This window comes from Niallia oryzisoli (assembly GCF_043641075.1).
GTDB lineage: Bacteria > Bacillota > Bacilli > Bacillales > Cytobacillaceae > Bacillus_BD > Bacillus_BD oryzisoli_A.
Window position 1 is genome coordinate 382987 of the sequence record NZ_JBHZRC010000002.1, and the last position, 23197, is coordinate 406183.

The following is a 23197-nucleotide window of genomic DNA, read 5'->3' on the forward strand; positions in this document are numbered from 1 at the left end:
CGACTTTCCATATTATTGTAACAATATCGTTAAAGAAGTTGAACAGATTCTCATGACGATTCTTTGAACTTCAAATAAGTGGCTAATTCGCTCCCACAAGTTAAATCTTTATGCATCTCATGAACAAGGCTCTGGGCAGTAGAGATGTTGTTTTTTCCGATTCTGATTTTCTGTTTCACCATTCACTACGCCTTCTTTTTTGCAACTTCTCCGAAAGTCGATACTGCTATTCTATCCAGTTGTGCGGAGATGTGATTGAAAGTAAGGTTCAAATCAAGTGTTTTTACACTTATTTTATTACCACTCATCATGAAATCGCAGTCTGGCGTAATGGTTTCTTCTGTTTTGGCATAGAGCAACATCCCTGCCACATTGCCGGTATGATTTACATCTTGATTTTTAACGTATGTAAAAATTTGATACAGATTATTGGAATGAAGTGTACGGCTATCATACCTGCCGTGAACCTGCATGGTCTTTGCATAATACTTGGTATCAATGATTAGGATTTTATCTCCATAGCGGAGTGTGATGTCTGTCTGCATAATCGGTAGAAAATCAATGACGCCATCATCAAGGTTCCAGGCCACCTGTGAAGCTGCTGCTCGCATGTTGGGATGATGATAACGATAATACTCCAATACAAACTTCTCATATAGACGGGACATCTGCTGTTCATCCAAGAAGTTGGCCATCTTATACTCACCTTTCTTTGTAGAGAGTAAAAGACCATCAAGGATAAAATAACAGATATTGAGCAACATTTTATAATTTTGGTTGTTTCGCTGATACCGAAGCATATTCCATTTGATGTAGGCTGGTTCGATCATGTCCACACCATCAAAGAATAGCATCACTTTTTTCAGGGCTGTCCTCCGTTCGATGCTCACGGTAGATTGCCGTAAAAGGATGATGGCAGTCGTCTTCAGAATTTGATTGAACAAATTGTTTTCTGACAGCTCATCATATTCACAGGAGAGCTTTTGTTTTCGCTGCAGCTTATTATGGATGGTTCCGTGAATATCCAGCTTTCCTCGCATCACTGAAAGGTTTTCGTATGTAGAAATATATTCCTGGTAAAGGCCACGCTTTAGCTGCAGGGCGATTCCTTTGGCGAGGATGGCTGCAAACAGGTCTTGTATATTCTCAAATTCTTCTGAAGCTACTTCTTCATAGTTTGATTGTTTCAACACCTGAAAAGCATATGTCAGCATATAATAAATGTTCTTGATGAGGATTCCCTTTTGGTTAGTCATTGAAAACACCATGCAGAATATTTTCCCAGCGTTGCAGCTTGGTTGGCTCATCAAACCAATATTCACTAAGCATTGGAAGAATATCATACTCAACAACTTCCATCATCCATTCATCGGTGCATTCTTTTTGGCCACCAAAATAGCTATGACCAATGCAGAAGCCTTTTCCAAGCGCATTGTCTGAAGCAATTTCTTTATTCAGATCTTTGATACGCTCTATTAGAGTATTGAACGTATCATTGTCAAATGCTGCTTGATAGGCTTTGAAGACGTCAGAATTAAATCCCGGTTCCATTTCGAAGAAACTGAAACGACGACGTAAGGCATAATCAATCATAGCAAGGCTGCGGTCAGCGGTGTTCATCATGCCAATTATGTATACGTTTTTTGGAACCGAAAATGGCATCCCGTTATAAGCAAGCGTTGCCTTTGTCCCACGGTAGTCTTTTTCAATCAGCATGAGCAGCTCACCAAAAATCTTACTCATGTTTCCGCGATTGATTTCATCTATAATAAAGAAAAATGGTTTGTTCGGCAGATTCGCTGCCTTCTGACAAAAGCGATAGAAAATTCCATTTTGCAATACAAACCCTTCGCCTCGCGGCTTATAGCCCATAATGAAGTCCTCATAGGAATAGTTCTGGTGAAACTGAATAAATTCGATGCGACTATCGTCTTTCTCCTTCATCACTGCGTATGCCAGGCGCCTTGCCGCAAAGGTCTTACCAACACCAGGAGCGCCCTGCAAAATCAGGTTCTGCTTATTCTTCAATAAAGAGACAAGCGAATCAAAGCGTTCGCCGGTCATATAGACTTCATCCAAGAATTTTTCTTTGGAGTAGGCTACGACATTGTCTGTCTGTACTACCGGATTCTCCTCGCGAATTAAGTCCATGATAAAATCATATTCACCCTTGGTCAGTTTAAAAAGACTACCTTGCGGATTGGTGAAGTATTCCATGCGCTCGAGCTCAGGGCAACTCTTTAATGTTGCATAATCAATAGGAGTAGCAAGGCTCTCCACTTTTTCAAAATAGAGGTTCTCACCATCATTTTCCTTCGTTACTTTCGCAATCGCCACAACCTGTTTTACCGGGTTAGTTTCATACCCTATAATAGAATCACCAGTTTTTGCATCCAAGAAGTTTTGAAAAATGCGGCGTTTGTTACCATTTTCGTTATACATAGTATAACTTTGTGTTTCACCAATACCAATATCTGAAAAACTCCAAATTTTCGGATTGGCATTTAGCCACCAATAACGATGTATATCGGGACCATCAGTTGTTTCATCGGCATAAAGTGGAATTTCTGATAAGTCAAATTGCTCAAGTGCTTGACTCAATTCATCGCGCAATTTCCAAATATAGCTACCTTCTGTGCTATGATCAGCATACCTGCCAACATACAGAATAGGCCACCACTTTGAATTATCATTATTATTTGTCAAAACTGGGCATCCCGTCTTATCGGCAATTCGTTTTGCAAGGGACGAAGAACCGCTATTATAAAAGTTCTTAGTCTCACCATATTTGATAGAAAGCTGCGTACAGGTAGCCATTCCACCATAGTCTTTCATACGCTTCATGATTTTAAGACTGTTTGACGTGAACACTGATTCATCTGCAAGTAGGGAGAACCAAGTTTCTGTCGAGATATTCGGGCTATAATCCGTCGGGAACCACTCGGTGGTGTCATCTACAGGCTTTTTAGAGTACATCCGGCTGATATAGAAACACACATCAATTGTTAATGTTTTCAACTTTTCATCGGGATAACAGCTATCTGTCAGCATAGAATTGAGCAACTGAACCAGCTCTTCATCCGCAGCTAGCTGTTTGCATATATCATTATATAGATTAAACCCACCTATCAGATTAGCAGAAGATGCGCCTTTCTTCGGTACAAACTCACTATTTAGTTCTTTTGCTACGGCACGACAAACCGAGTATTTGTAAATATAATATTTATCCGGATAGCGAAGCCATAGATAGGTGCTAATCGAATTTGGATTTTGATAGTGCTGCTTCCAAGTGCCATCACCATATTTAACCCGCAACTCTTCAGCATTAGACTGAAATCTTTCAACACGTTCTCCCAAATCCTTCGTTTCATCATAAAGATTGATAAACATTGCTCTGGTTGCTTCAGGGTCTACCGACGCAAAGTCCCGAATCATACCTCTTGGGAAGTTATTCATGGAAGCAAGTAGGTTATTGGTTTTATCAGTTGCTTTAGTGAACATTTCTGCAAAGTCAGGAGCATTGATGTCCCAATGATCTTGGAAGTGCTTTACTGCTTCCCATTTATAACGCTCGTTATCCCATTGCTGGAATACGAAATCTCTTTTGTAATCAACGAGGACAGCATCCAACTTTTCCAAATCAATCATGCTATTATACCTCCTCAATCCTCATATTAGTTCAATCTTTAACTCAAGCAGCCAGTGGAACAGTAGTGCCAGGCACTGATCGCTTTGGTTGATGATCTTAGTATGTCTACTATGTCTCAAATTAAAAATCACTTGACCCCAAATAGACCAAGTGATTACTTTACTTTCGATACATTTTCTTTATGTAATCGCCTTTGTTCCAAAATCCCATCCAAATACTTTGAAAACCTAGATTCATCAGAATAAGATAAACATAAGTATTCCTTTGCTCTAGTCATTCCAATATAAAGAAGGGAAACTTCCCTTTCCTCGTCATCCTCCAATGGGAATGGCATAGAATCAACATTTACTATGAAGACAGCTTGATAGTCTAATCCCTTACTGCTATCAATGGTACTAATTTTTACTTTCCCATCTTCTTTTTCATAGGACCGTTTGGCTTGTTCATTCTCTGTTATCCAATAGTAATCGATGCTAGCATCCTTTAATGACCTTTTAATAATATCAATAATTGGATACTTCAATGTCCGCTTCACTCGGTAGAGGATTAACATTTCTTGAAAGGGTATCTTTTTTTCGTCATGTAATCTCTGAATCTGTTTGGCAACTATTTTCATCTCATCAAAAAAGGATTTAGATCGAACAATGCCGGGTTCCGGACCCTTTCTTTTTGTACTCTGGGGAGCAATGATTTCCCCTTCTACTTCCCGATTCACTACTTTATCTTTGAACATGGAATGCTTTCGATAAAAATCCCAGGCAAATTTAACGATTTGGGCGGTATTTCGATAATTGATCGATAAAACCTTCGATCTGCCTCTGAAATTCAACCCTGTATCCTGTACATATGAACGCTTTCTTTTATAGATGGTTTGTGCTCGATCTTCCACTAATAATAATGATTGGGTTTCTTCATTCATTAACAAACTAACCAGCCTTAGCCAATCAGGTTCGAAATCTTGTCCCTCATCAATTAGAATGGCATCATATTTTGGAAGAATGGCCTCATTATTTTCTAGCTTTACAATCATATCAGATATCTGCTGTTCTCTAATTTTCAAATCGTTTTTTAACCACGCATGAAAGTTTCGAACGATCACGTTTTTATGATCTCTTGGTACTTCAACCGATTCGCTTGTAAAATCAAAATCGAATAAATCTTCTGGTTCATTTAGCATATGTGTAACCATTTGCTGAATTCCACTTGCCAACGAAATGTTATAACAAAGAATTAATATCTTCCAATCGGGATGTTCTTTCGACAACAGTTTTGCACGACTGGCTAGAATTAACGTTTTCCCGCTTCCAGCTACTCCACGTATCAATCTATTTTTATCACCAATTTGTTTCGCAAGATTTTCCTGATGTAAATCCATTGTTTTAATATCATGAAGCGACAATAATAGCTGGTCTTGATATGGTACTGGTGGTTTGAACTCTGCACTAATCCGAACTTCAGGAAATAAGTGATAACGAATCGAATTGATATCTTCATAGGATAACTGCTCCCGTAGACGAAACGGAACAACAAACATATTTAAGATTTTTTCCATTAAGATTTCCTCAGAAAATTCTTCTTTGTCCGGATCGATTTCATCCCGTGTCAGACATAAACTAGGTTCGATCACCGAGTAGAGTCCTTCTCTTACAAGGTCCTTGGAATATAATCTTGTAAAGACAACCCCATGTCCAAACGGAAACTTCAATTGAAATTTATACTTCCCATCAAGCTGGACAAGATTTTTATCTTTCTTAAGCTTGTCCACTACATGAAACATATTATCCCTAGCCTGCTTCATTGGACTTTTTACTATTGCCTGCTCCCCTGAGGAAGCAACAATATGCCATTCCTCATGATTCACTTGAAGTAGGGTGCTTTTGGTATAATCTTTTACCTCTAGTACCAGTAGACCAAGGTCAGGACCAATAATAACAAAATCAGGCCTTCTCCCCTGTATTTCAGCCTCATAGTAGACAATATAGTCATCAGGCAAATATGTTTTTAATGTTCGAAAAAGCAATCTTTCGCCAGTGGTTGCCGATGAGCGAATGCTTTCCGGGATTGTAATGGCCATATGACTCTCTCCAAATTGATCTATTTTTCTCTATTATACAACATTTTTTACCAATCATGAGAGAATATAGGTATTTTATCATAGTTATAATGATTCTAGGATTCTATTCAGTGTGACTTTTACAAAATAGACTCCTTGAATTTAGAAGCTTAATGACCTTATTGTTGAATAATGTTATTCTATAACTATATATACATTTTATGGGAGCAAATTATATGAGAATCCTCTCCATCGAACTTGAAAAATTTAAAAACCATGATTATGCCCACTTTCAATTTGGCAGCTATAATCACTTTTTCGGGGACAATTATACCGGTAAGTCTTCTATTGGGGATGCAATTGCTTTTGCTTTATTTGGGATTAATAAGTATCTTCAAAAAATATACAATCATGACTTTGTGAAAATTGGTCAAAATAAAATGTCTGTTACTTTAGTTCTTGAAATAAATAACAAGACATGGGTAATAAAACGAAGTATTGTGCATACTCGAACTAAATTGGAAATAAACGGCATACAATCAAAACAATCTAATTTATCTGAGATAATAGGCAGCGAGCATACTTTTATGTATTGTTTCTTTCCAGATCTTTTTCCAGAGGAAGAAAAGAAAAAAGCTAGATCTTTCTTAATGGAACACATCTTAAAAAATACTGAGGTCTTTACAGAGCTGGAATCATCTATCCTAGGCTTAAATCAGCAGGTTAAATCTCTGCATCAGAAAACGATTTATTTTCAAGGTCAGGAAAAATTATTGCAACGTCAAATGGAACATTTCATTAGTACAACACCAGTAAAGAATCCTGTCCACACGGAAAAAATGGAAAAATTAAAAGTGGAACAGGGTATTTTGAAGTCTGAAAAGGCAAATATCTTGCAGCAAATACACGAAATCAATCAGCAGAAACCGTTACAATTTGGTGAAAAATGTCCTACGTGTCAGCAACGTATTTTTTCAAATCAAATAGAACTGATAAATGATAATTCAAAAAAGACATTAATTCAGCTTGAAGAAAGGCTAAAGGAAATCGAAATCGAGATTCAAGAAAACGAAACTAAGAAAAAATCACTGCAAGATCAAACTGAGATATTTAATTCAACCCAAAGTAATATAGAGAACCATAATCAAGTGACCAATCCATTGTATGCTCAGTTTGAAGAGGAACGTAGTATTGTTAATAACAAGCTTCATTCATTGGAAGAAGAAATCCAACTCTTGAAATTGCAAATAAAGGAACAGAGAAGTAAGCTGGGTCAAACAGCAACTCGCTACCAAAGCGACATCAATGCTCCCTTACTACATACTGAAATTATCTTATTTAAACAGTTAAAAGACGGAGAATTACGGCCTGATTTTCAAATACGCTATAAATACCGTCCATTCCGGATGCTGTCAACAAGCGAGAAATTGAGATGTATGCTAGAAATCATTCATATGTTTCAAGAACTTCTTCAGACAAAGTATCCACTTTTTCTAGATAACTTAGAAAGTATGACCCATCTTGAACCACTAGACACACAAATCATCACATCTACCGTAAAAAAAGGAATGGCTTTAACTCTACATGTAAAATAAACATGGGGCAAAATCTAATTTTCCGCATTGGCTAAGAACACTAAAAGCAGAGATTAACTCCTTGCTTTTAGTGTTCTTACTAATATTTCTTTAATGGTCTTTTAATCTTTCATTAGGTCTAGCAGTAACTTAAAAACCTTAGATGGTTGTTTCTCTAAAGTATCTACAGTTAACGTGCTCTCCCATTCTCCTTTCTTAAACATAATTTCTTGTCGTTCCTTTTCTAATTCTATGTTAATGTCTTTTATAGAATAAGTATTTATTTTATTCGCCTCATCCAGATTATTCTGATCTAACATAACCTTAATCTGATCTGAAACTCTTCTTAACATCCTCCACAGAACTAATTCATTTTTCGATTTTAGGAAAAGCTCCGGCATCTCTTTTGCTTCTTTTAATAAATTCAAAGAAGTCATAACATAGTTCGCAATTCCATAATGTACCGGCCGAATAACCTGCTTTAGTTGCTGCCAATAATCTACATGAAAGCTTACTTTTTCTACATCATCCGCTTTAATGAAAGAGATATTACTTATCTCCCCATACTCACTCACACCATGTACATTAGCTACACCATTTTTCGCATATAATGCTACGTACTTTGCCTCCTGCCATCCTTTCTTCAATAAATGAACAGGAATTTGATAATAACCCTTTTTAATGAACGAATAATAGTCTTCCTTTGTTGACACCAATCCAACAAGCACTTTTTCATCCAAATCGGAGAACCACTGCTCCTTTGATCCTCTTGGGAGAATACCCTCTTCTTGCAATTCCTCTGGACTACTATTAATTAACCGTTCAACAAACCGCTCAACTAACGTTGTAGCATTTGGTAAAAATGGCAAGGCACCAATATTTACTTTATCAATACTGTTGTAAAAACGATGCTCCTGATAGATATCCTCATTACCGAATGGGAATAACACGTATGCTCCAAAAGCCGTCCGTTCATAGGGTCCATTATTAGCCATAACTATTGAATCACGATATCGGTGCATGGTATTAATATCCTCTTCCATTGGACCTGTAATATAAGAATCAGATCCTTCAGCTGCATACCAACCACGGGCATAATCAATTCGATATTTAGCATCAAAAATATAATGATAGGAATAATCCTTTCCCTTTTTCTTTACGCTCAGCATCATATCCGGCTGCTGCGGCAAAGTCGGCAACTTCCCTTCATATTTTTGATAGGTCAGGATAATTTTTTCTTTCGTAATCGGATGCTGAAAAACTCTTTCTGCTTTTCGGTTCGAATCTAAATTCACAAATAATCCATCTCGATTTACCTTCACGATATCCTGGCTAAGCAGTGTATATTTCCGGCTTAGAATTTGACCCATTTTAAGGAATGTCCAATATTCATATAGTGTGGCTACATCTTTCACAGACATATGATAATACTTTCCATGAAGTGTCAATCCCTTAGAAATCGTTAAATAAATCTGATATGCCTCCCGATAGCCCGGTGCCATTTGCAATACTAAGCTATAAACTGATCGGTCAAGCCGGCCTACCTGTCTCCAAAAGACACTTTTCTGTTTCCTATCCAGCTGTTTTATCATTTTTTGTATTTTATTGGTTAAATCAGAGTCAGGTTCTTCGTTCATCCCTTTTCTTTGGTTGAAGATTCGATCACATAAATCATTTAACTTATCAATGAGACGGACAATGATGAATTTGATAAATCGATTTTCCAATGTGTCATGTGTTATTTCTTTTTTGACACGCAGCCCTTCCGTCGGCATCAGGCTTCGGTTGTTTACAGCAATACCGTTTTCCACTTTAACAAACAAGGTTGGTCTTTTTCTCAAATAGGATCTGCTCCTGGAATCTAACTTCCGAATCTGGTCTCCTCTTGCCCGAACATATTCAGTATGTAAAAGATGGTGCGGCTGCTTTTCAATTCTGTCAACAGCTACTAAGAATTGATGAAAGTGCCTGCTGATAAGACGATAAAATTCTGCCATAGACGGTGCTCCATCCAGCTTTATAGAAGCACCTAAGTATGTTTTTCGAATAAAATGATACGCTAAGTTATAAATTTCATCATTCACTTCATCGAGAAGTTTTCGATAATCCTCTTTATAGTCCAGCTTTGTTGGGAAAATTTCAATGGTCACCGATAATAGGATTTCTTGTCCTGATCGTATTTCGAATGTCGTAAACCCGACTTCATTTTGAAACTGAAGATTACCCATTAATATAGTTTGGGTTGGATCCCCTATGTCAGAGATTGCTTTTCTTAAAAGAGGATGTTCATGATAAAAGCTTATTTCCTTCTCTCCTTTTGATTTGACCATCAGCTGATACACGCCATTTTCGAAAAAGATAGGACGCAGCTCTTCAAAATTAGTCACAAGATGCTGTTTGTTAATATCGTATACTTGAAACATATGAACATCTTTACTATTAACAAGGATTTTCATCGTATCGTGAAAGTCCATGGAACGATATTGAGTTAACCCTTCGTACCGCTCATGAAATGGTTTACCTTTTATGAAAAGAAAAATTTCCTCGGTTTCAATCTTTACCAGCTCAACATCTTCACGAAATCCAGAAGGAAGTGAAGCCATCGTCACTTAACCTCCTTAGCATTTCTATTACCTTTCGAGCACTATTTGGATATTTCGCTGTTTCTAATTCAGCCTCATAGCTGCTCTCTTCCATATACTCCTTATTCGTAAATAGCAGATATAACTCCTTTAACATTCTTTCAACGCGAGAATCACTGCCTGTAATTCGCGGTAATATCTTCTGGAGTATGCAATGGTCGAGTGCCTTTTCATATGTCATTAGCTGATCTGCTTCGTTATAGGCTAGGTAAAAACATATTTCATCCCTAACTCGGTAACCTACATGAGCATTCATGATTTCAAGAGACTTATTTATTTTTTCAAGTTCTTCTGTTGTCTTTATTACTAGTTCCGGGTATTTTAAGTAAACATCCTTAAGATGTAGATAGTTTGATTCTAACTTTTCGTTAAAAACAGGGAATGGAGCAACCTCTTCAATTTCATTAAGAAAGCTTATATTACTTAGTTCAACCCGATTAAACTCAATCGTATTTGCACGATCCAATACTTTTTTGCTAAATGGATGTGTCGTTTCATCCATGTTGACAGTTCCAATTATGTATAGATTAGGAGGGATCTTTAGGTTATGTTCAAGTCCTGTGATATCCTTTGATAAGATAGTAGAAGTTATGATTTCACCTTCAACCCACTTTTTACTTTCCATCACACTTAAAATATCGCTAAAGTAATATTCTACTCGTGCTAAATTCATTTCATCAAGTAGTACAAAAAACGGGAGATCTAATGACTGATTTGCCTGTTTGATAATACGAGTTAAAGGACCTTCTACAAAATCACCCTTAATATCCTTGTATCCTAATAAATCAGATCCATCATTCCAATCAGGACGTATCGGAATTAAATTGAATTGTCCATTCTCTTCAGTTGCTCCTATGCCCTCGGCAAACCACTGTACCATTTTAGTTTTACCAGTTCCGGAAATTCCGGAGAGAATAGCAAAGGGTTTTGTTTTTATAGACAGAAATAGATTAATGACTTCTTCTTTTTGGTAGTAGAAACCTTTTGATTTTATGTATTTATCTATGTGGTCAATGAGTTCTGTTACTGTAATGTCTTTAAAATTATTCATACTGTCCACGCTTCCGCCATTTGTAGCTAGATTCAACCTATATACAAAAGGCTGATCCGTTTCATAGAACTCAATATACTCTGCTCTTTCATCTGGTACAACAATCGTTTTGTTGGGGTTTTCTTTTCGCTGTTCTCTTATGTATTCATAGCTTATATGAAACACTGATTTTAATAATTCTGTTACATCCTTACCATATATCAATTGTAATGTATCGGACTTTGCATTTGTTCTATCAACATTCACAAGAGTACCATCATAAGTTATGTCATCAATTAAAAGGGTTAATTGATGTTTTTCACCTCTTTCAAGGTGCTTATTATTAGCACTTTCGAAATCATTATGAAACTCTATGGGAATGGTCGAACCATCTTGGAATATTGACCAATCTACTTTTTTACGGGCAATCATATTCTCTTTATCTAATTTGGACCAACTATATGCTTCTTTAATAACCATATAGTCATTTGTTATTTTATATTCTATCTCCTTGTTGTTTTCCTTTAGTTCAACCTCTTCAATTGATTCTATTTCGATTGTTGGAAAACTATATGGTTCAATAATAAAAACACCATCATTTCTTTCGGAAACAATCATACCTAGCCCTAGGATTCTATTTTGTCCCTTTTTAACCTTATGCAGTATTCCAATTGGTATTTTATTTTGAAGATTATATCGAGCTGCTTCAATATCACTCTTTTTCCTACTATCTTTTTCACTGCTTGGCGGATGCATTTCTATCCTCTTAAAGTTAAAACCTTGTTTTTCCCAAATTATTTGTTTTCCATAATTTTTTTCAGCCTCAGTAGCTTGATAAGATAAAATATACGGTTTAACTGCTGGTTTATAAAATCCTCTTATTAAATCATGTAAAATGTGCGGTTCCGGAACAAACTTGTCGGGTTGCAATCTGTTCTGTGAATCATGTCCTTTTATTCCTTCTTTTCCAACAATTAATTTTCCCTTAAGAGATTGAAACTTCATTAGGATTCCTTTATGTACTTCATCTAAATAAAAACTCATTAAAAATTACCTCTTTTAAAATAAGAATTTATATATTATGCAGATACCAAGAAAAATTAATAAATCAATAATATTTTATAATTAAAAAAATCTTACCTCTTGGAGTTATCAGAAGTGATAACTGACCCTTTCAGGTTTACTATATATACGAACTAATTAATCTCCATTTAATATTAATCAATTATAACAAATCAAACCGTTAATTATTACATTTAACAACGAGGAAGTGAGTCCTTCAAATTGATATTATTAAAAATAAAAAGGCAATCTATAATAAATTGCCTTTTTAGATGAACATATTCTAATCTAGGAACATTTTAAGAATTCCTTTTTATACGACTCATACAATGAGAGAGGAAGTCGATACTCCACATGATGTATCTCTTTCGGACCATTTAATTTAGGAAATGCACCTATCGTTCCATACCAAATTTCTTCTACAAGAGACCAAGTATTCAAACTTCTAATTCCATTAGGAGGATATCCAGAACTAGCTAACCCTTCTTCTAATTTTTCAATTAAACAAGGATCATATTGTATTTGCCTCGAAATTTCCTGCACTAGATCATTAACTGTCATTCCACCATTATTGTCATCTCTCACTTTAATTACATGCAAGTAAAGTTCTTTATTTTCATGAACCTCTAACTGTAATAATCCGTGTACTGTGATATCACCTCTAGCAGAATCAATACACTTGGTTTCTATTTCCCAATCTTTATGAATAAAATCATGATTCTTTCTTTGATACCCTCTCCATAATTCCAATACATCAACAGGATTCATCCGTTTCATGAGCGTTATTATTGTGAAGAGTTCTCCCCAAAGCCCCTTTTCCTGCTCCTTTGAGAATGAACGTTCTCCAGATTTCTGAAAAAACTTCTTCCAACAGTGCAGACGAGACAAGAGAGCATTCAACCTCTCCCTCTCATCCTCTATCATCTCAATCCTCTGGGACAGGTCCTCTCCCATTGAAAAGAAAAAATCATTTGTTATATTAAATGTTGACCATAGGGTTAAACTAGAGAAGGGTTTATCTAACACATCATGATAAATCCAATTTGAATTAAACCCATTGCATTGTGGGAGCCTTTTAGGGGCCGTTACCCCATCTGAGAAACGAAAAGAAATACCAATTTTGTTCTCAAATGGCTCCCAAAGCAAGAAAATTGGCTGACTAGGGTGTGGAAATTTCCATTGTAATAAGCCCTTCTCATCCGGAATCTCACTACTTAGTTTTTGAAACTCTTCTTTCACTCTTGTACATCCCCTTCTAGTGTTGATTTCAAAGCCTTCAAGACGCCGATTTGATACCAGAACTTATTATTTGGGCGAACCTCATTTCCAGAAGGAAGTGCAATATGCAATCCTATAGGGATAATCTCCTCATTAAATCCTTCAAATCCTTCCTTTCCCTCAAGAGCATCATTAATAGTTTCTGGATTAAAAGCATATATAAATAGACGCCCACAGCCCCTTCTATGCTTTAGAAACAATTCTTCTTTTGGAACCTTTGGAGAACCTTTAGCAATTCCACTCTCTTCCTTAATTCGATCAATTTCCTCATCTGTTAAACCCAACCATTGATGTTGATTCGAAATAGCACGACCAAGGGAGACCTTAACAGTATTTTTAGCAGGAACCCATTGGTTTTCTGATCGCTCTGCAAGGCCCACTTCAAAATCAAGACCATTAATATTATTAAGACTCAGGGTTCTTTTTGCACCACGTTGAATATTAACAAAAATAACGTCAAAACCCAGTAATTCGCCCTTCTCACCTTTATTTTCAATATGCTGAGTAAGAAAATACTTATCTATCTCTTTAATCCTAGAGCCTTCAAACACATAATAATCATTTAAGAACTCAACAATATGTTTATAAGAAACATTACGAAAACTAATTTCTTTTAAATTGTGAATGGAAGTGATAGTCTGAAAATCGTCACAATCTGAAATAATGTTTCTTAATAAACGTTCTGTGGCAAAATGATTGCTCTTAAGTATTTCATCATTCGGAGCAAAGGCTGCTATATCACTACTGTATCCATTGAACGTTTCATTACTTTCCAGAGCATATCGCATTCGTTGCGGTGAAGTTAAGCGATGTTTTTTTACCTTTTGAACTCGGAAGAAAAATTGACTTGGTGTTCTTTTAAATTTAGCCATTTTTTCAAACTGTTTCTCTAACTCATATAAAGTTTCAGTTGCTGCATGAAATAATTCTATTGCATCTTCAATTAGGTATACCTTGATTAAATCTTTATGTTGATCATGGTATCCGAACCATCTCCCTGCTTGTAAGTTAGTGTCATATTGAAAAGAAGGACGGGTGTAGTACGAACAACATAGCCCCTCGACTGTGAACCCTCTACTCAGGATATTTCCTCCCACAACAATAGCTTTTAAACCGACTCCCTTGTATAGTTCATAATTTAGGCGATCAGGACTTTGGGCATTAATTTCCAAAACCTCTGGTAAATTTTCAAGTTCCAGGTCATTAAGTCCGAACTGCCTTTTCATGTAATTAGCAAATCGCTCTCTCTCAGGACTATTTACCGGTAGGTTTCTCAATGGATTGCGCATATCCTCAATGAAATTAATGACTGCTTCCTGAACATCTTTCCATGAAAAGTCAATGCAGAACTTTTCTTTCAGGTGAGCAGAGGCGCGACCACTAGACCAACCTTCTTCCATAAGTCGTTTTTTCTCAAGTTCATAAACTTTAGAAGAATTGACTTTGATGTCTTTTGCCCAAAGTTGATATAATTGCTCCCAAAAGAGATGATTAAAATCTTCAGTTTTAATAATTGTCTTAATTTCATCCAAATATTCCTGTACCCTTAGTTTGATTTTTTCCTGTGGATCAACCTTTGAAGAAACATGGATCAACATGGTATGATGTTTGTTAATCAAACCTCGAAGTCTACAAATCCCCCCTGTTAAGAGGTAATAGCGAATTCCTTCTTTCATTGAGGGTGGGATACCTTCTTCATAATCCCATTTCTCATCCTCATCCAGCAAACCGTCACCACGTTCATCAATTTTCTCAACAAAAGGATAACAAGAATCTCTTCTAAGGAATTGATAAGGTCCCAAGTAATTTCCAGGAGGATGGATGTATATTATGAAGTCTCTCGGAAAAAGGTCAGTTTCATCTTCCGGTGGTATTCCATAGATGATAGAATATGCCGTTGCAGTAAAACCAACGTATGCATGACGATTAAACATGCTTAGCACGGTCCGAATCTCATAATTCACAGCGCTTGGTGTCTTACCAATCTCCTTGTTATTAACACTAAATGTGTCAATTTCATCATCAATTACAAGAACAGGAACTTCACAATTACCCTCTTTCCAAAATGATTGCTTTTGAAGCCAACGCCGAAGCTTTCTTAAAACACTTGCATTTTTCTTAATAATTATTACATTTGCTTTCTTGGTTGGATCATAGGCTTTGTGCAAGGAGTCCCCTTGAGCCTTCTCCTGATCCGTAAAAGTTATAAACTCAATATCATCTCGAAACTTACCGGCATATGCACCTATTCCAATGAGCTCATTATTCTCTGAACTACGCCCATGAACATCCTGCTCAAATCGAATCTGAGTTTGGTTCCGAAGACTACTATTGGTTCCACCAAGAACTATCACTAACTTATAGCCTGTTTCAATTGCCGCTTGAACAAGAGCAGCCATTTGAGTAGTTTTTCCAGACTGTACCGGACTTACAACCATTCCCTTAACAGAGAATGACGGCGTTTCGGGTGGGTAAAGCTGTTCAAGAATTCTAAATGTGTTATCTTTTAATTGAGATGTCACGGTCTTTGGAAAACTCTTAGTATCCTCAAGAAAAGCAAGATACTCCATTACTATCTCGAATGGTTTCTTCCCCTGCTTTAACTGTTGTTGAATAAATCTTCTCACCCATTTTTTTGGTCTGTTTTCGTTACTAGATAACAAAACACTATTAGGAACAAATACCTTTGTTCGTTCCATTGTAAGATCAAGGAGATATAATTCAGCTTCACTAAACTGTTCTTCTTTTAACCCTAACCGTTTCAACAACGGACGCTGTTCTGATACAACTTCTTTCGCCAGTCCTTCCAGTTCTTCTATAGTTTTGTAATTCTTTTCACCTGATAAGTATAAATTTAAAATCCTGCTCATATGGTCTTGAACCATTTCAGGAATTCCCATAAAATCCACCTCTTTTTTTATTATGTGGGTAAATAAGACGGTCACTGGTCATCTAAAGAATAAAAATTAATCAATTCCTTTTGAAAACGTGCAACTGTTTGGGGTCCAAATTTTTGTTATCAGATAAAACGGTCATTACTTCGGGACCTGCAGTGAATATTACTTCGACAGAGATGACAATAATCCCCTCACCTCTTTTCATTTTATTTTAAACTTTTCGAGGTCTAATTAGGCCTCAATAATATGATAGACATTTCGAGGCCTAGATATACCTACAGAGAAAAAATCCACGGTTTTTAATTTATATCCATACCATCTTACTAAAATGTAGAGTAGAGAATTGATACTTGCCATCACAGTTTAAAAGCTGGTTATTATAAGTTCAATAGGTGTAATGATTTTATTATGAAGAGAGAAGGAGAACTATTTGTACAGGAGTATATTTTATCTAGCTACTAAACTCACCAAGATTTTGGGTAACTCAGTATAACCACTGTATTAACAAAGCGAGGATACTGTTAGTTATAAAGAAATGGCTTAATATTACATACACGAATATATTATCTATATGGATGATAGTAGGATTCAATATGAGAGTTTAGAGGAAACATTTCATTATATAATAAACGTGTGGAATCCTATTTTATAATTTGATAATCGATTATTTTAAGGATGACCATCAAAAAGGAATACCACTTGAAGCTCTCCAACATACCCTCTTTGGTTACATTATTGTCTAAACCACAGCCAATTAGTCTATTAACATCATCCCTTCCTGACTTCATTAAGAGTTCTTTGTCTCCCATCATCCAGTTGTATCCTTTATAATGGTGTGTGAATATTCTTTTAATTAAACCTTTACTCTTTTAACTTTTTGCATATAAGTCCTAAATTTACATTTTTCTGTTGATTAACAAGTATTCTCATGATTTTAAATAAATTAATATTCTGAATGCATGTGATGTATTACTCTGACAAAATATACTTAAACACTCAATATCTTGGAGGTAGATAAGAATGAAAATAACGACTTACTCAATTTATAAAAATGCAATATTTCATTATACGGACATACAGCAAGATATACAAAACCTACATAACAACGAATTAATTGATGATCCTGCACGCACTAATTTATATATTAAGTAATTTCAATTGTCCAAACAGCTAAAAGCTACTTATAACCTTTTCATTGGGGACTATTAAAATGACAAGGAACATGGCGTTCTTATACTTAATAAGCTCAAATTAGTCAATGATAGAATAGTTACAGATAAATTACGTTTAGTTTTTCTGAGTATCCCTTATTCTAGTTTATTAACCTAATATACAGAGTTAGACTATTTTTATTCAATGTACATAGCTTAATTCTATCTATTCACTTATACATACCGTTAAGCGTTCTTTTCCTTCAGAAACTTCAAGCCACGACCTAGCTGCTGTAGAATGACAGTTAAGCTTTCGGTTGACTGTATAAAAAGAATCTTGTTAATTTTAGGGATATTAATTCCTTCATTAAAAGTCAACGAAACGAAAAAGATAAAGGTAAGTTCTCCCCTAACGAGCTGATCTTGTGCTTCACATCTAACCTTTGCATTCCAATTACCAAATAAAGCAACGGTGGGAATACCGGCATCACTGAAAAAGTCAGCCATGTATTTTACATGTTCAATAGATACCCAAAAGCCCAAGCCTTTCACATTTCTATATCCGTTTCATGCTTATATAGGCTTTTAATTATTTGATTCGACCGGATTGAGTCTTAGGCATATACATTTTCATTCTCTCTTACTTCATAGCCATTTCTGCGGGAAATTTTTTTATCAAGATATGATAAGATATTTTCTCCACCCTTCTGGTATTGCCGTTAACTCAAGGAGTAAGAATAGCAAATAGGGAATTTACATCTTTCAGTGAAAATCGATGTAAAGTTAACACAATAACTTTCATTAGAAATGATCTGATATAATAGATTTTATCAAAAAATTTGGAGATAATATGAAAAAACTAGTCAAAGTCGTAGCGGTCATTATTGAAAATGTCGAAATAAGATTTTATGTGCCCCTTAGATCACCTGAGCTGTCTATTCTTAAGGAATTCCCAGGTGGCAAAATAGAAAAAAATGAAAATATTCAGCACTTGATAGAGAATTTTTTGAAGATTTAGGATGTAAAATCGAAACAGATAATCAAGTGTTTAATGTTTATACTCATAAATAGGCTACCTTCAAACTAAAATCTATTAAATAAAACATTGTAGAAGGTTCTCCTAGAGCCAACGAACATGTAAAATTGATATGGCTAAAAAAGAAAAACTTAAATTCTTTGAAATGCGCTCTTATTCCCGCAGTTACGCATGTCATAATCGACAATAGTCTTCTCATATGAGATGACAATAGTCTTCTCATATGAGATGACTATATTTCTTCTGTGACTTTAGGATAATGACTTGCTGGTACCTCTTGTACCAATTCCACACTTACCGTTATTAACTTATTTCCTTGGATTTCAACTACATTTCCATTTCCTATATAAATATATTATTTCGTTTTCCCATCTATTTCTTCGTGAGAAAGATAAACTGGCACCCTGATGATGTAAAACCTCCCCATGGGAGTCATGAAAAGAGTCTGCTGAAAATTCCTCTTAAAAAACAGCCAAAATAATCCTCAAGGACAAGCGTAGTTTGCTATCTCTATATGTAGGCTGATCTTAATTAACTACATCAGCTTGCAAATATTCAGAAGCAGCATTAATCATTTTGCTATCAGCTAAGTCCAGGTATTAAGCAAGTTATCGTGTTCTAATGATAGTGTTCATACTAATCACTATAACTTCTTATTGTTTCATAAATTAATTGCAATGTTTGTTCATTATAAACACACCTTCTAATCCCATATACAAACCTTGATATCTGCTGCCTGCTCTGCTGCACTCTTTTTTGCATCATTAATGACCTCTATTCCATATTCCATTGCAAAAGAAGCTGAAATATAAATTCTTTTACTTCAAATACTAGTTGATCAATTAATCTTCTGTAATTATCCGAAAGTTATTCATCTTGAATCTAAAATAAATAAAGCTAATTTGAAAAGCCTATGTCTTTTTTGGGCTTTATCAAAACGAGTTTGCATTCATCTTCAATTAAAGAATCAAGTACCTTTTAAATTGCATGTAGGTTTCGAAAAGATCAGCTAACTCTTTAATTCTTTTAGATATTATGATTAGATTTATACCATCTGTTGTATTATTTTGGGGGTATTTTAACTCGAATAAATATATGTTGTATAGTCATTCATTACCGAAGTATTTCTAAAATATAATAATTAACCCCTTATAAATGATTACTTTTATTTTTAATATTTTTTCTCAGATTATCTCTGTTGTAAAATTTTGTGCGAATATTTGGTGAACCTTGATACGCCAGGATAAGATTAGCATTAGCAATAATTTCTTTATTGTATAAGGAAAGCCCTTTTTAAGGAATTACTATTTCAATTGGTACTCAGAAGTCAATTTAACAGAAGACCATCCATGACTCTGTCCCTTACTAAATTTAACTCGCAGACTTATCATGTCTAAATCGTTGTTCCATTTTAGAGTATTTTGAATAGTTGAAGGATTTTTTACAAGTACTTTAATACTACTCTTTATTTTAGAATGTTCCTTACAATAGTTTAAACCCTCTTCATAAAATGTAACTGCCATCATCGCCTTACCAAGAAGGTTTTCAATACCTTGTTTTAATTGCTTTTGATTAGCCTCTATTAAACGTGATCCTAATTCTTCTGCAAGGGTTTCTAAACTTTCTCTTCTATTTATTTCACCTATTTCAAATCTAGTTTTAACTTCACTAACGACCTCATCAATATTACCTATATCAAAATATGTCGGACCAAGTATTGTTCCAATCCCTGGATTCTTCGTTGTTATCTTACTGCTCTTTCTGGCTAGGGCTTTAAGTGAAATATTTTCAACTACATAGTCCCCATTTACCTTTATTATTAACTGGAGATCACCCGTATCAAGCCTATCGCTAATATAGCTATCGGGGACTAACTCAATGCTTTCTAATTTATAGTTACCATACTTGTCATTTAATTTCTTCCTAATAACAGGAATCAGTTTAGAAGTGGATGTATATAGTTTTTCCAAAACATCTTTTTTCACAAATGAATAATATTTATTCAATAACTCAACACACTCATTAGGCTCCACCTGTAAAATATTGGGATATACCTTTAGAAAATAATAGTATGTAATGGCCTCATGACATTTCCCTATTGCATTACTGCTGTTTGATGTATGAATATATTCATGATCAGATAGGAAACCGAGCATTCTTTGTGCTGTATTACTATTTATTTGTTCATTTTCCAATTCATTCTTAAAATCATCATAACTTGTTGCAAGTTTAATTGATGAAATCGGACTACTCTCAAACTTAAACCGTAATGTTAATGCCACTTCGCCGTATTTAATTCCAACTGTATTCTTTCCAACTTTATAAATTTGAATATCAGCAAAACTTGGGACGCCTGGGTTAAATTGATCAACGCTAACATCCCTTAATGACTTCCCATAATTTGTAACTACAGTTATATCTTTTGTCATAAATAAGACATTATATGCATGGAAGAAACCTTCACTTTTTTTATTATAAAAATCCTTTAGTAATGAAAAGCATCCTTCACGCAATGAATATAAAAAATTATCTCTAAATAAGTTAATTTCCTTGGTGAATTTCGGGAAATAAAAAGAAATTTGTTTTTTTAATTCTTTTTTATCTGATATATAATGGATACCTACTTTATATTCTAATAGTTTTTGTAGGAATAATAGATATTCCCTTTCAAAAATCTGATTAAAAGTCTCCTGTAACTGGTTTGAAAGAAAATACTTTGAAAAGAAACTTTTTGCGCCTGGATTCTTGGGTTGAATTCTACGTCCCTTTTTTATAAGAAAAAGATTTATATTAACCCTATCATTATTAAAGTACAATGTAAGATCAGTTTCCATGTCGGGTACATCCGAATCAAATTTCGAAGTAATTGATTTGATATTTGGATATAATTTTAGAATGTAAAACGCAGTTTGTTTTGCAGTCTCTGGAAAAGTATCAATTGATTTTTTATTTATTAAATGGAGTAATGCTCGGAATACGTCTCTTACATGTTCGTCACCAATAATTCTTGGATTTTTCCTCATACCTAACTTCACCTCTATGTATTTACGCCAAAGTAAATTGTTTTCACTAAAATATGGAAGTTCCGAAATATAACTGGCCTTTTGCTACAAGAAATGCTATTATATTAATTATAAAACCTATGGAAATGTGATACTGGACAGTGGTCTTTAACCATGTTATTATAAATATTTTGTGCTTTATTATAAATATATTTATAATTAGTTGGCTTTAACATTTAGACTAAACCAGAATAAAATGATATATTATATAGGACTGTATGTTCGTAATACTAGATATAAAAAGGTTTTTCTTATAATCTTTTTAACAATAACCTTAAAATCCATTGACTCATTCTTTAAAAATAAAATTCAATACTAATTATATTTTATCAGTACCGAAGAATCTTTATAACAAAAGTTTTGTAAAAGGAAGAAGATTCCTTTTAAGGATCGGAGGTTTTAAATTAATGAAGTTACAAGAACGGGGTAGAGGAAAGTATAGACCTGCTCCTAATCCAGAAATAAGTGAGATTAGAAGCTTACTTTTAGAAAAAATCCATGAAGAAAAAAAACAATATTTTATTAATGGATCACAAGACGATTTAAAATTAGAAAATCTCACTTATGAAGAAAAGAAATGTAATGTATTAAGTCTCTTTTCGGGAGCAGGTGGTCTTGATTTAGGATTAGAATTAGCAGGATTGGATGTAATCTTTGGACAGAACAAAGTTAATGAGTTATTTCAAGATAAAGAAACCTTTAATTCTTTTCGAGATGAAGGCATTTTTCATCATGTATATGCCAATGATATTTTTAATGAAGCATTGGAGACTTACAAAAAAAATTTTCCAGAAACTGTTTTTACCCATAATTGTGATATCAGAAAAGTTTATAATTTCCCCTCAGAAGATAAAATTGACATTTTAGTTGGAGGTCCCCCTTGTCCAGGATACTCAGCTGCAGGTCCGAGATTAATTGATGATCCACGTAATTTCCTTTATCTACATTACATTCGTGCATTAATGCAAGTACAGCCAAAATTTTTTATCATGGAAAATGTAAAAGGAATGTTAACACTTGGTAAGGGTGAAGTCTTCAAACAAATTAAGCAGGATTTTGAAGCAACAGGGTATCGTATTTATCCACACCTGGTAAACGCAAGGGATTATGGTGCTCCACAAATTCGAGAGAGAATTTTTTTAATCGGTGTTCGTGACGATATTGAAGACTTTGGATATGATGATCCTCCTATTCCAACACATGGCACTGGACCAAATTTAATGCCTTTTGTTACGCTTAGAGATGCAATTGGAGACTTAGAGAAAAATCCGGGTGATGTTTTTGAAGGGTCTTATTCTTCCATTTTCATGAGTCGTAATCGAAAAAAAAGTTGGGATGAACAGAGTTTTACTATTCAAGCTTCCGGAAGACAAGCTCCAATACACCCAGGTGGTCTTCCAATGAAAAAGATAGGAAAGGATCAATGGATTTTTCCAGATGGAGAGGAAAATAATAGAAGGCTTTCTGTAAAAGAAATCGCACGTATTCAAACTTTTCCTGATTGGTACGAGTTTAGCGATGGGAAAAATTCACTAATTTCTAAAAATGGTCGCTTAGATAAAGTTTACAAACAAATTGGAAATGCTGTACCTGTTCAGCTTGCAAGGGCAATAGCAAAACCAATTGCGGAGTATCTTCATATGGAAGTGCAAAAAAAAGAGGAAGTGCTTGTAGCACAAGAAAAAACAAGTTAAGACTATCGGTCTTAACTTGTTTTTATTTTAAGGCAGGGAATATAAGAAAAAGGGAGATTCCTCTATCTA

The 23197-nt window shown here is 34.8% G+C and carries 11 protein-coding genes; 2 read left to right on the forward strand and 9 right to left on the reverse strand.

From position 1 onward, the window contains the following. Positions 1-185: 185 nt before the first annotated feature. From mcrC to ACHUFV_RS11400, 3 genes are all read right to left on the reverse strand, one after another. Positions 186-1256, reverse strand: a complete 1071-nt coding sequence (gene mcrC, locus ACHUFV_RS11390) for a 5-methylcytosine-specific restriction endonuclease system specificity protein McrC (RefSeq protein ID WP_394234137.1) — start codon at positions 1254-1256, stop codon at positions 186-188. Further along, positions 1249-3648 (reverse strand): AAA family ATPase, encoded by a 2400-nt coding sequence (locus ACHUFV_RS11395; protein ID WP_394234139.1) that lies wholly within the window; start codon positions 3646-3648, stop codon positions 1249-1251. Before ACHUFV_RS11395 ends, mcrC begins: the two co-directional genes overlap by 8 nt. Before the next feature lie 155 nt (positions 3649-3803). Further along, positions 3804-5723 (reverse strand): 3'-5' exonuclease, encoded by a 1920-nt coding sequence (locus tag ACHUFV_RS11400; RefSeq protein ID WP_394234141.1) that lies wholly within the window; start codon positions 5721-5723, stop codon positions 3804-3806. A 200-nt stretch (positions 5724-5923) separates the two neighbouring features. Between ACHUFV_RS11400 and ACHUFV_RS11405 the strand changes: the two genes are divergently transcribed. Next, on the forward strand, positions 5924-7297 hold the full coding sequence (locus tag ACHUFV_RS11405; RefSeq protein WP_394234143.1) for an AAA family ATPase: 1374 nt from the start codon (positions 5924-5926) through the stop codon (positions 7295-7297). Between the two features lie 101 nt (positions 7298-7398). On the opposite strand, the gene ACHUFV_RS11410 is transcribed toward ACHUFV_RS11405, so the two are convergent. The 6 genes from ACHUFV_RS11410 to ACHUFV_RS11435 form a co-directional block, all read right to left on the reverse strand. Beyond that, positions 7399-9879 carry a DUF2357 domain-containing protein gene (locus ACHUFV_RS11410; RefSeq protein WP_394234145.1) on the reverse strand — a complete coding sequence of 827 codons (2481 nt, stop codon included), beginning with the start codon at positions 9877-9879 and terminating at the stop codon, positions 7399-7401. Continuing rightward, positions 9851-11992, reverse strand: a complete 2142-nt coding sequence (locus tag ACHUFV_RS11415; protein WP_394234147.1) for an McrB family protein — start codon at positions 11990-11992, stop codon at positions 9851-9853. Before ACHUFV_RS11415 ends, ACHUFV_RS11410 begins: the two co-directional genes overlap by 29 nt. Positions 11993-12298: 306 nt before the next feature. Beyond that, positions 12299-13249: a PD-(D/E)XK motif protein gene (locus ACHUFV_RS11420; RefSeq protein ID WP_394234149.1), complete on the reverse strand. Its 951-nt coding sequence runs from the start codon at positions 13247-13249 to the stop codon at positions 12299-12301. Then, positions 13246-16233 (reverse strand): Z1 domain-containing protein, encoded by a 2988-nt coding sequence (locus tag ACHUFV_RS11425; protein WP_394234151.1) that lies wholly within the window; start codon positions 16231-16233, stop codon positions 13246-13248. The genes ACHUFV_RS11420 and ACHUFV_RS11425 overlap by 4 nt, the downstream gene beginning before the upstream one ends. 1349 nt (positions 16234-17582) lie before the next feature. Further along, the gene (locus ACHUFV_RS11430; protein WP_394234153.1) at positions 17583-17843 is read right to left on the reverse strand and encodes a helicase-related protein; all 261 of its coding nucleotides are present in this window, start codon (positions 17841-17843) and stop codon (positions 17583-17585) included. Between the two features lie 1833 nt (positions 17844-19676). Further along, complete coding sequence (locus tag ACHUFV_RS11435; RefSeq protein ID WP_394234154.1) at positions 19677-21395, reverse strand: hypothetical protein; 1719 nt, start codon at positions 21393-21395, stop codon at positions 19677-19679. A 446-nt stretch (positions 21396-21841) separates the two neighbouring features. On the opposite strand from ACHUFV_RS11435, the gene ACHUFV_RS11440 reads away from it, so the two are divergent. Further along, the gene (locus ACHUFV_RS11440; protein WP_394234156.1) at positions 21842-23128 is read left to right on the forward strand and encodes a DNA cytosine methyltransferase; all 1287 of its coding nucleotides are present in this window, start codon (positions 21842-21844) and stop codon (positions 23126-23128) included. The last annotated feature ends 69 nt before the right edge of the window (positions 23129-23197 follow it).

What these genes read in the sequence shown, in the direction of transcription:
- ACHUFV_RS11430 (WP_394234153.1), bottom strand. Translation starts at nt 17,843, where the DNA reads ATGGCTGACTTTTTCAGTGATGCCGGTATTCCCACCGTTGCTTTATTT.
- mcrC (WP_394234137.1), bottom strand. Translation starts at nt 1,256, where the DNA reads ATGACTAACCAAAAGGGAATCCTCATCAAGAACATTTATTATATGCTG.
- ACHUFV_RS11435 (WP_394234154.1), bottom strand. Translation starts at nt 21,395, where the DNA reads ATGAGGAAAAATCCAAGAATTATTGGTGACGAACATGTAAGAGACGTA.
- ACHUFV_RS11395 (WP_394234139.1), bottom strand. Translation starts at nt 3,648, where the DNA reads ATGATTGATTTGGAAAAGTTGGATGCTGTCCTCGTTGATTACAAAAGA.
- ACHUFV_RS11415 (WP_394234147.1), bottom strand. Translation starts at nt 11,992, where the DNA reads ATGAGTTTTTATTTAGATGAAGTACATAAAGGAATCCTAATGAAGTTT.
- ACHUFV_RS11405 (WP_394234143.1), top strand. Translation starts at nt 5,924, where the DNA reads ATGGGAGCAAATTATATGAGAATCCTCTCCATCGAACTTGAAAAATTT.
- ACHUFV_RS11400 (WP_394234141.1), bottom strand. Translation starts at nt 5,723, where the DNA reads ATGGCCATTACAATCCCGGAAAGCATTCGCTCATCGGCAACCACTGGC.
- ACHUFV_RS11440 (WP_394234156.1), top strand. Translation starts at nt 21,842, where the DNA reads ATGAAGTTACAAGAACGGGGTAGAGGAAAGTATAGACCTGCTCCTAAT.
- ACHUFV_RS11410 (WP_394234145.1), bottom strand. Translation starts at nt 9,879, where the DNA reads ATGGCTTCACTTCCTTCTGGATTTCGTGAAGATGTTGAGCTGGTAAAG.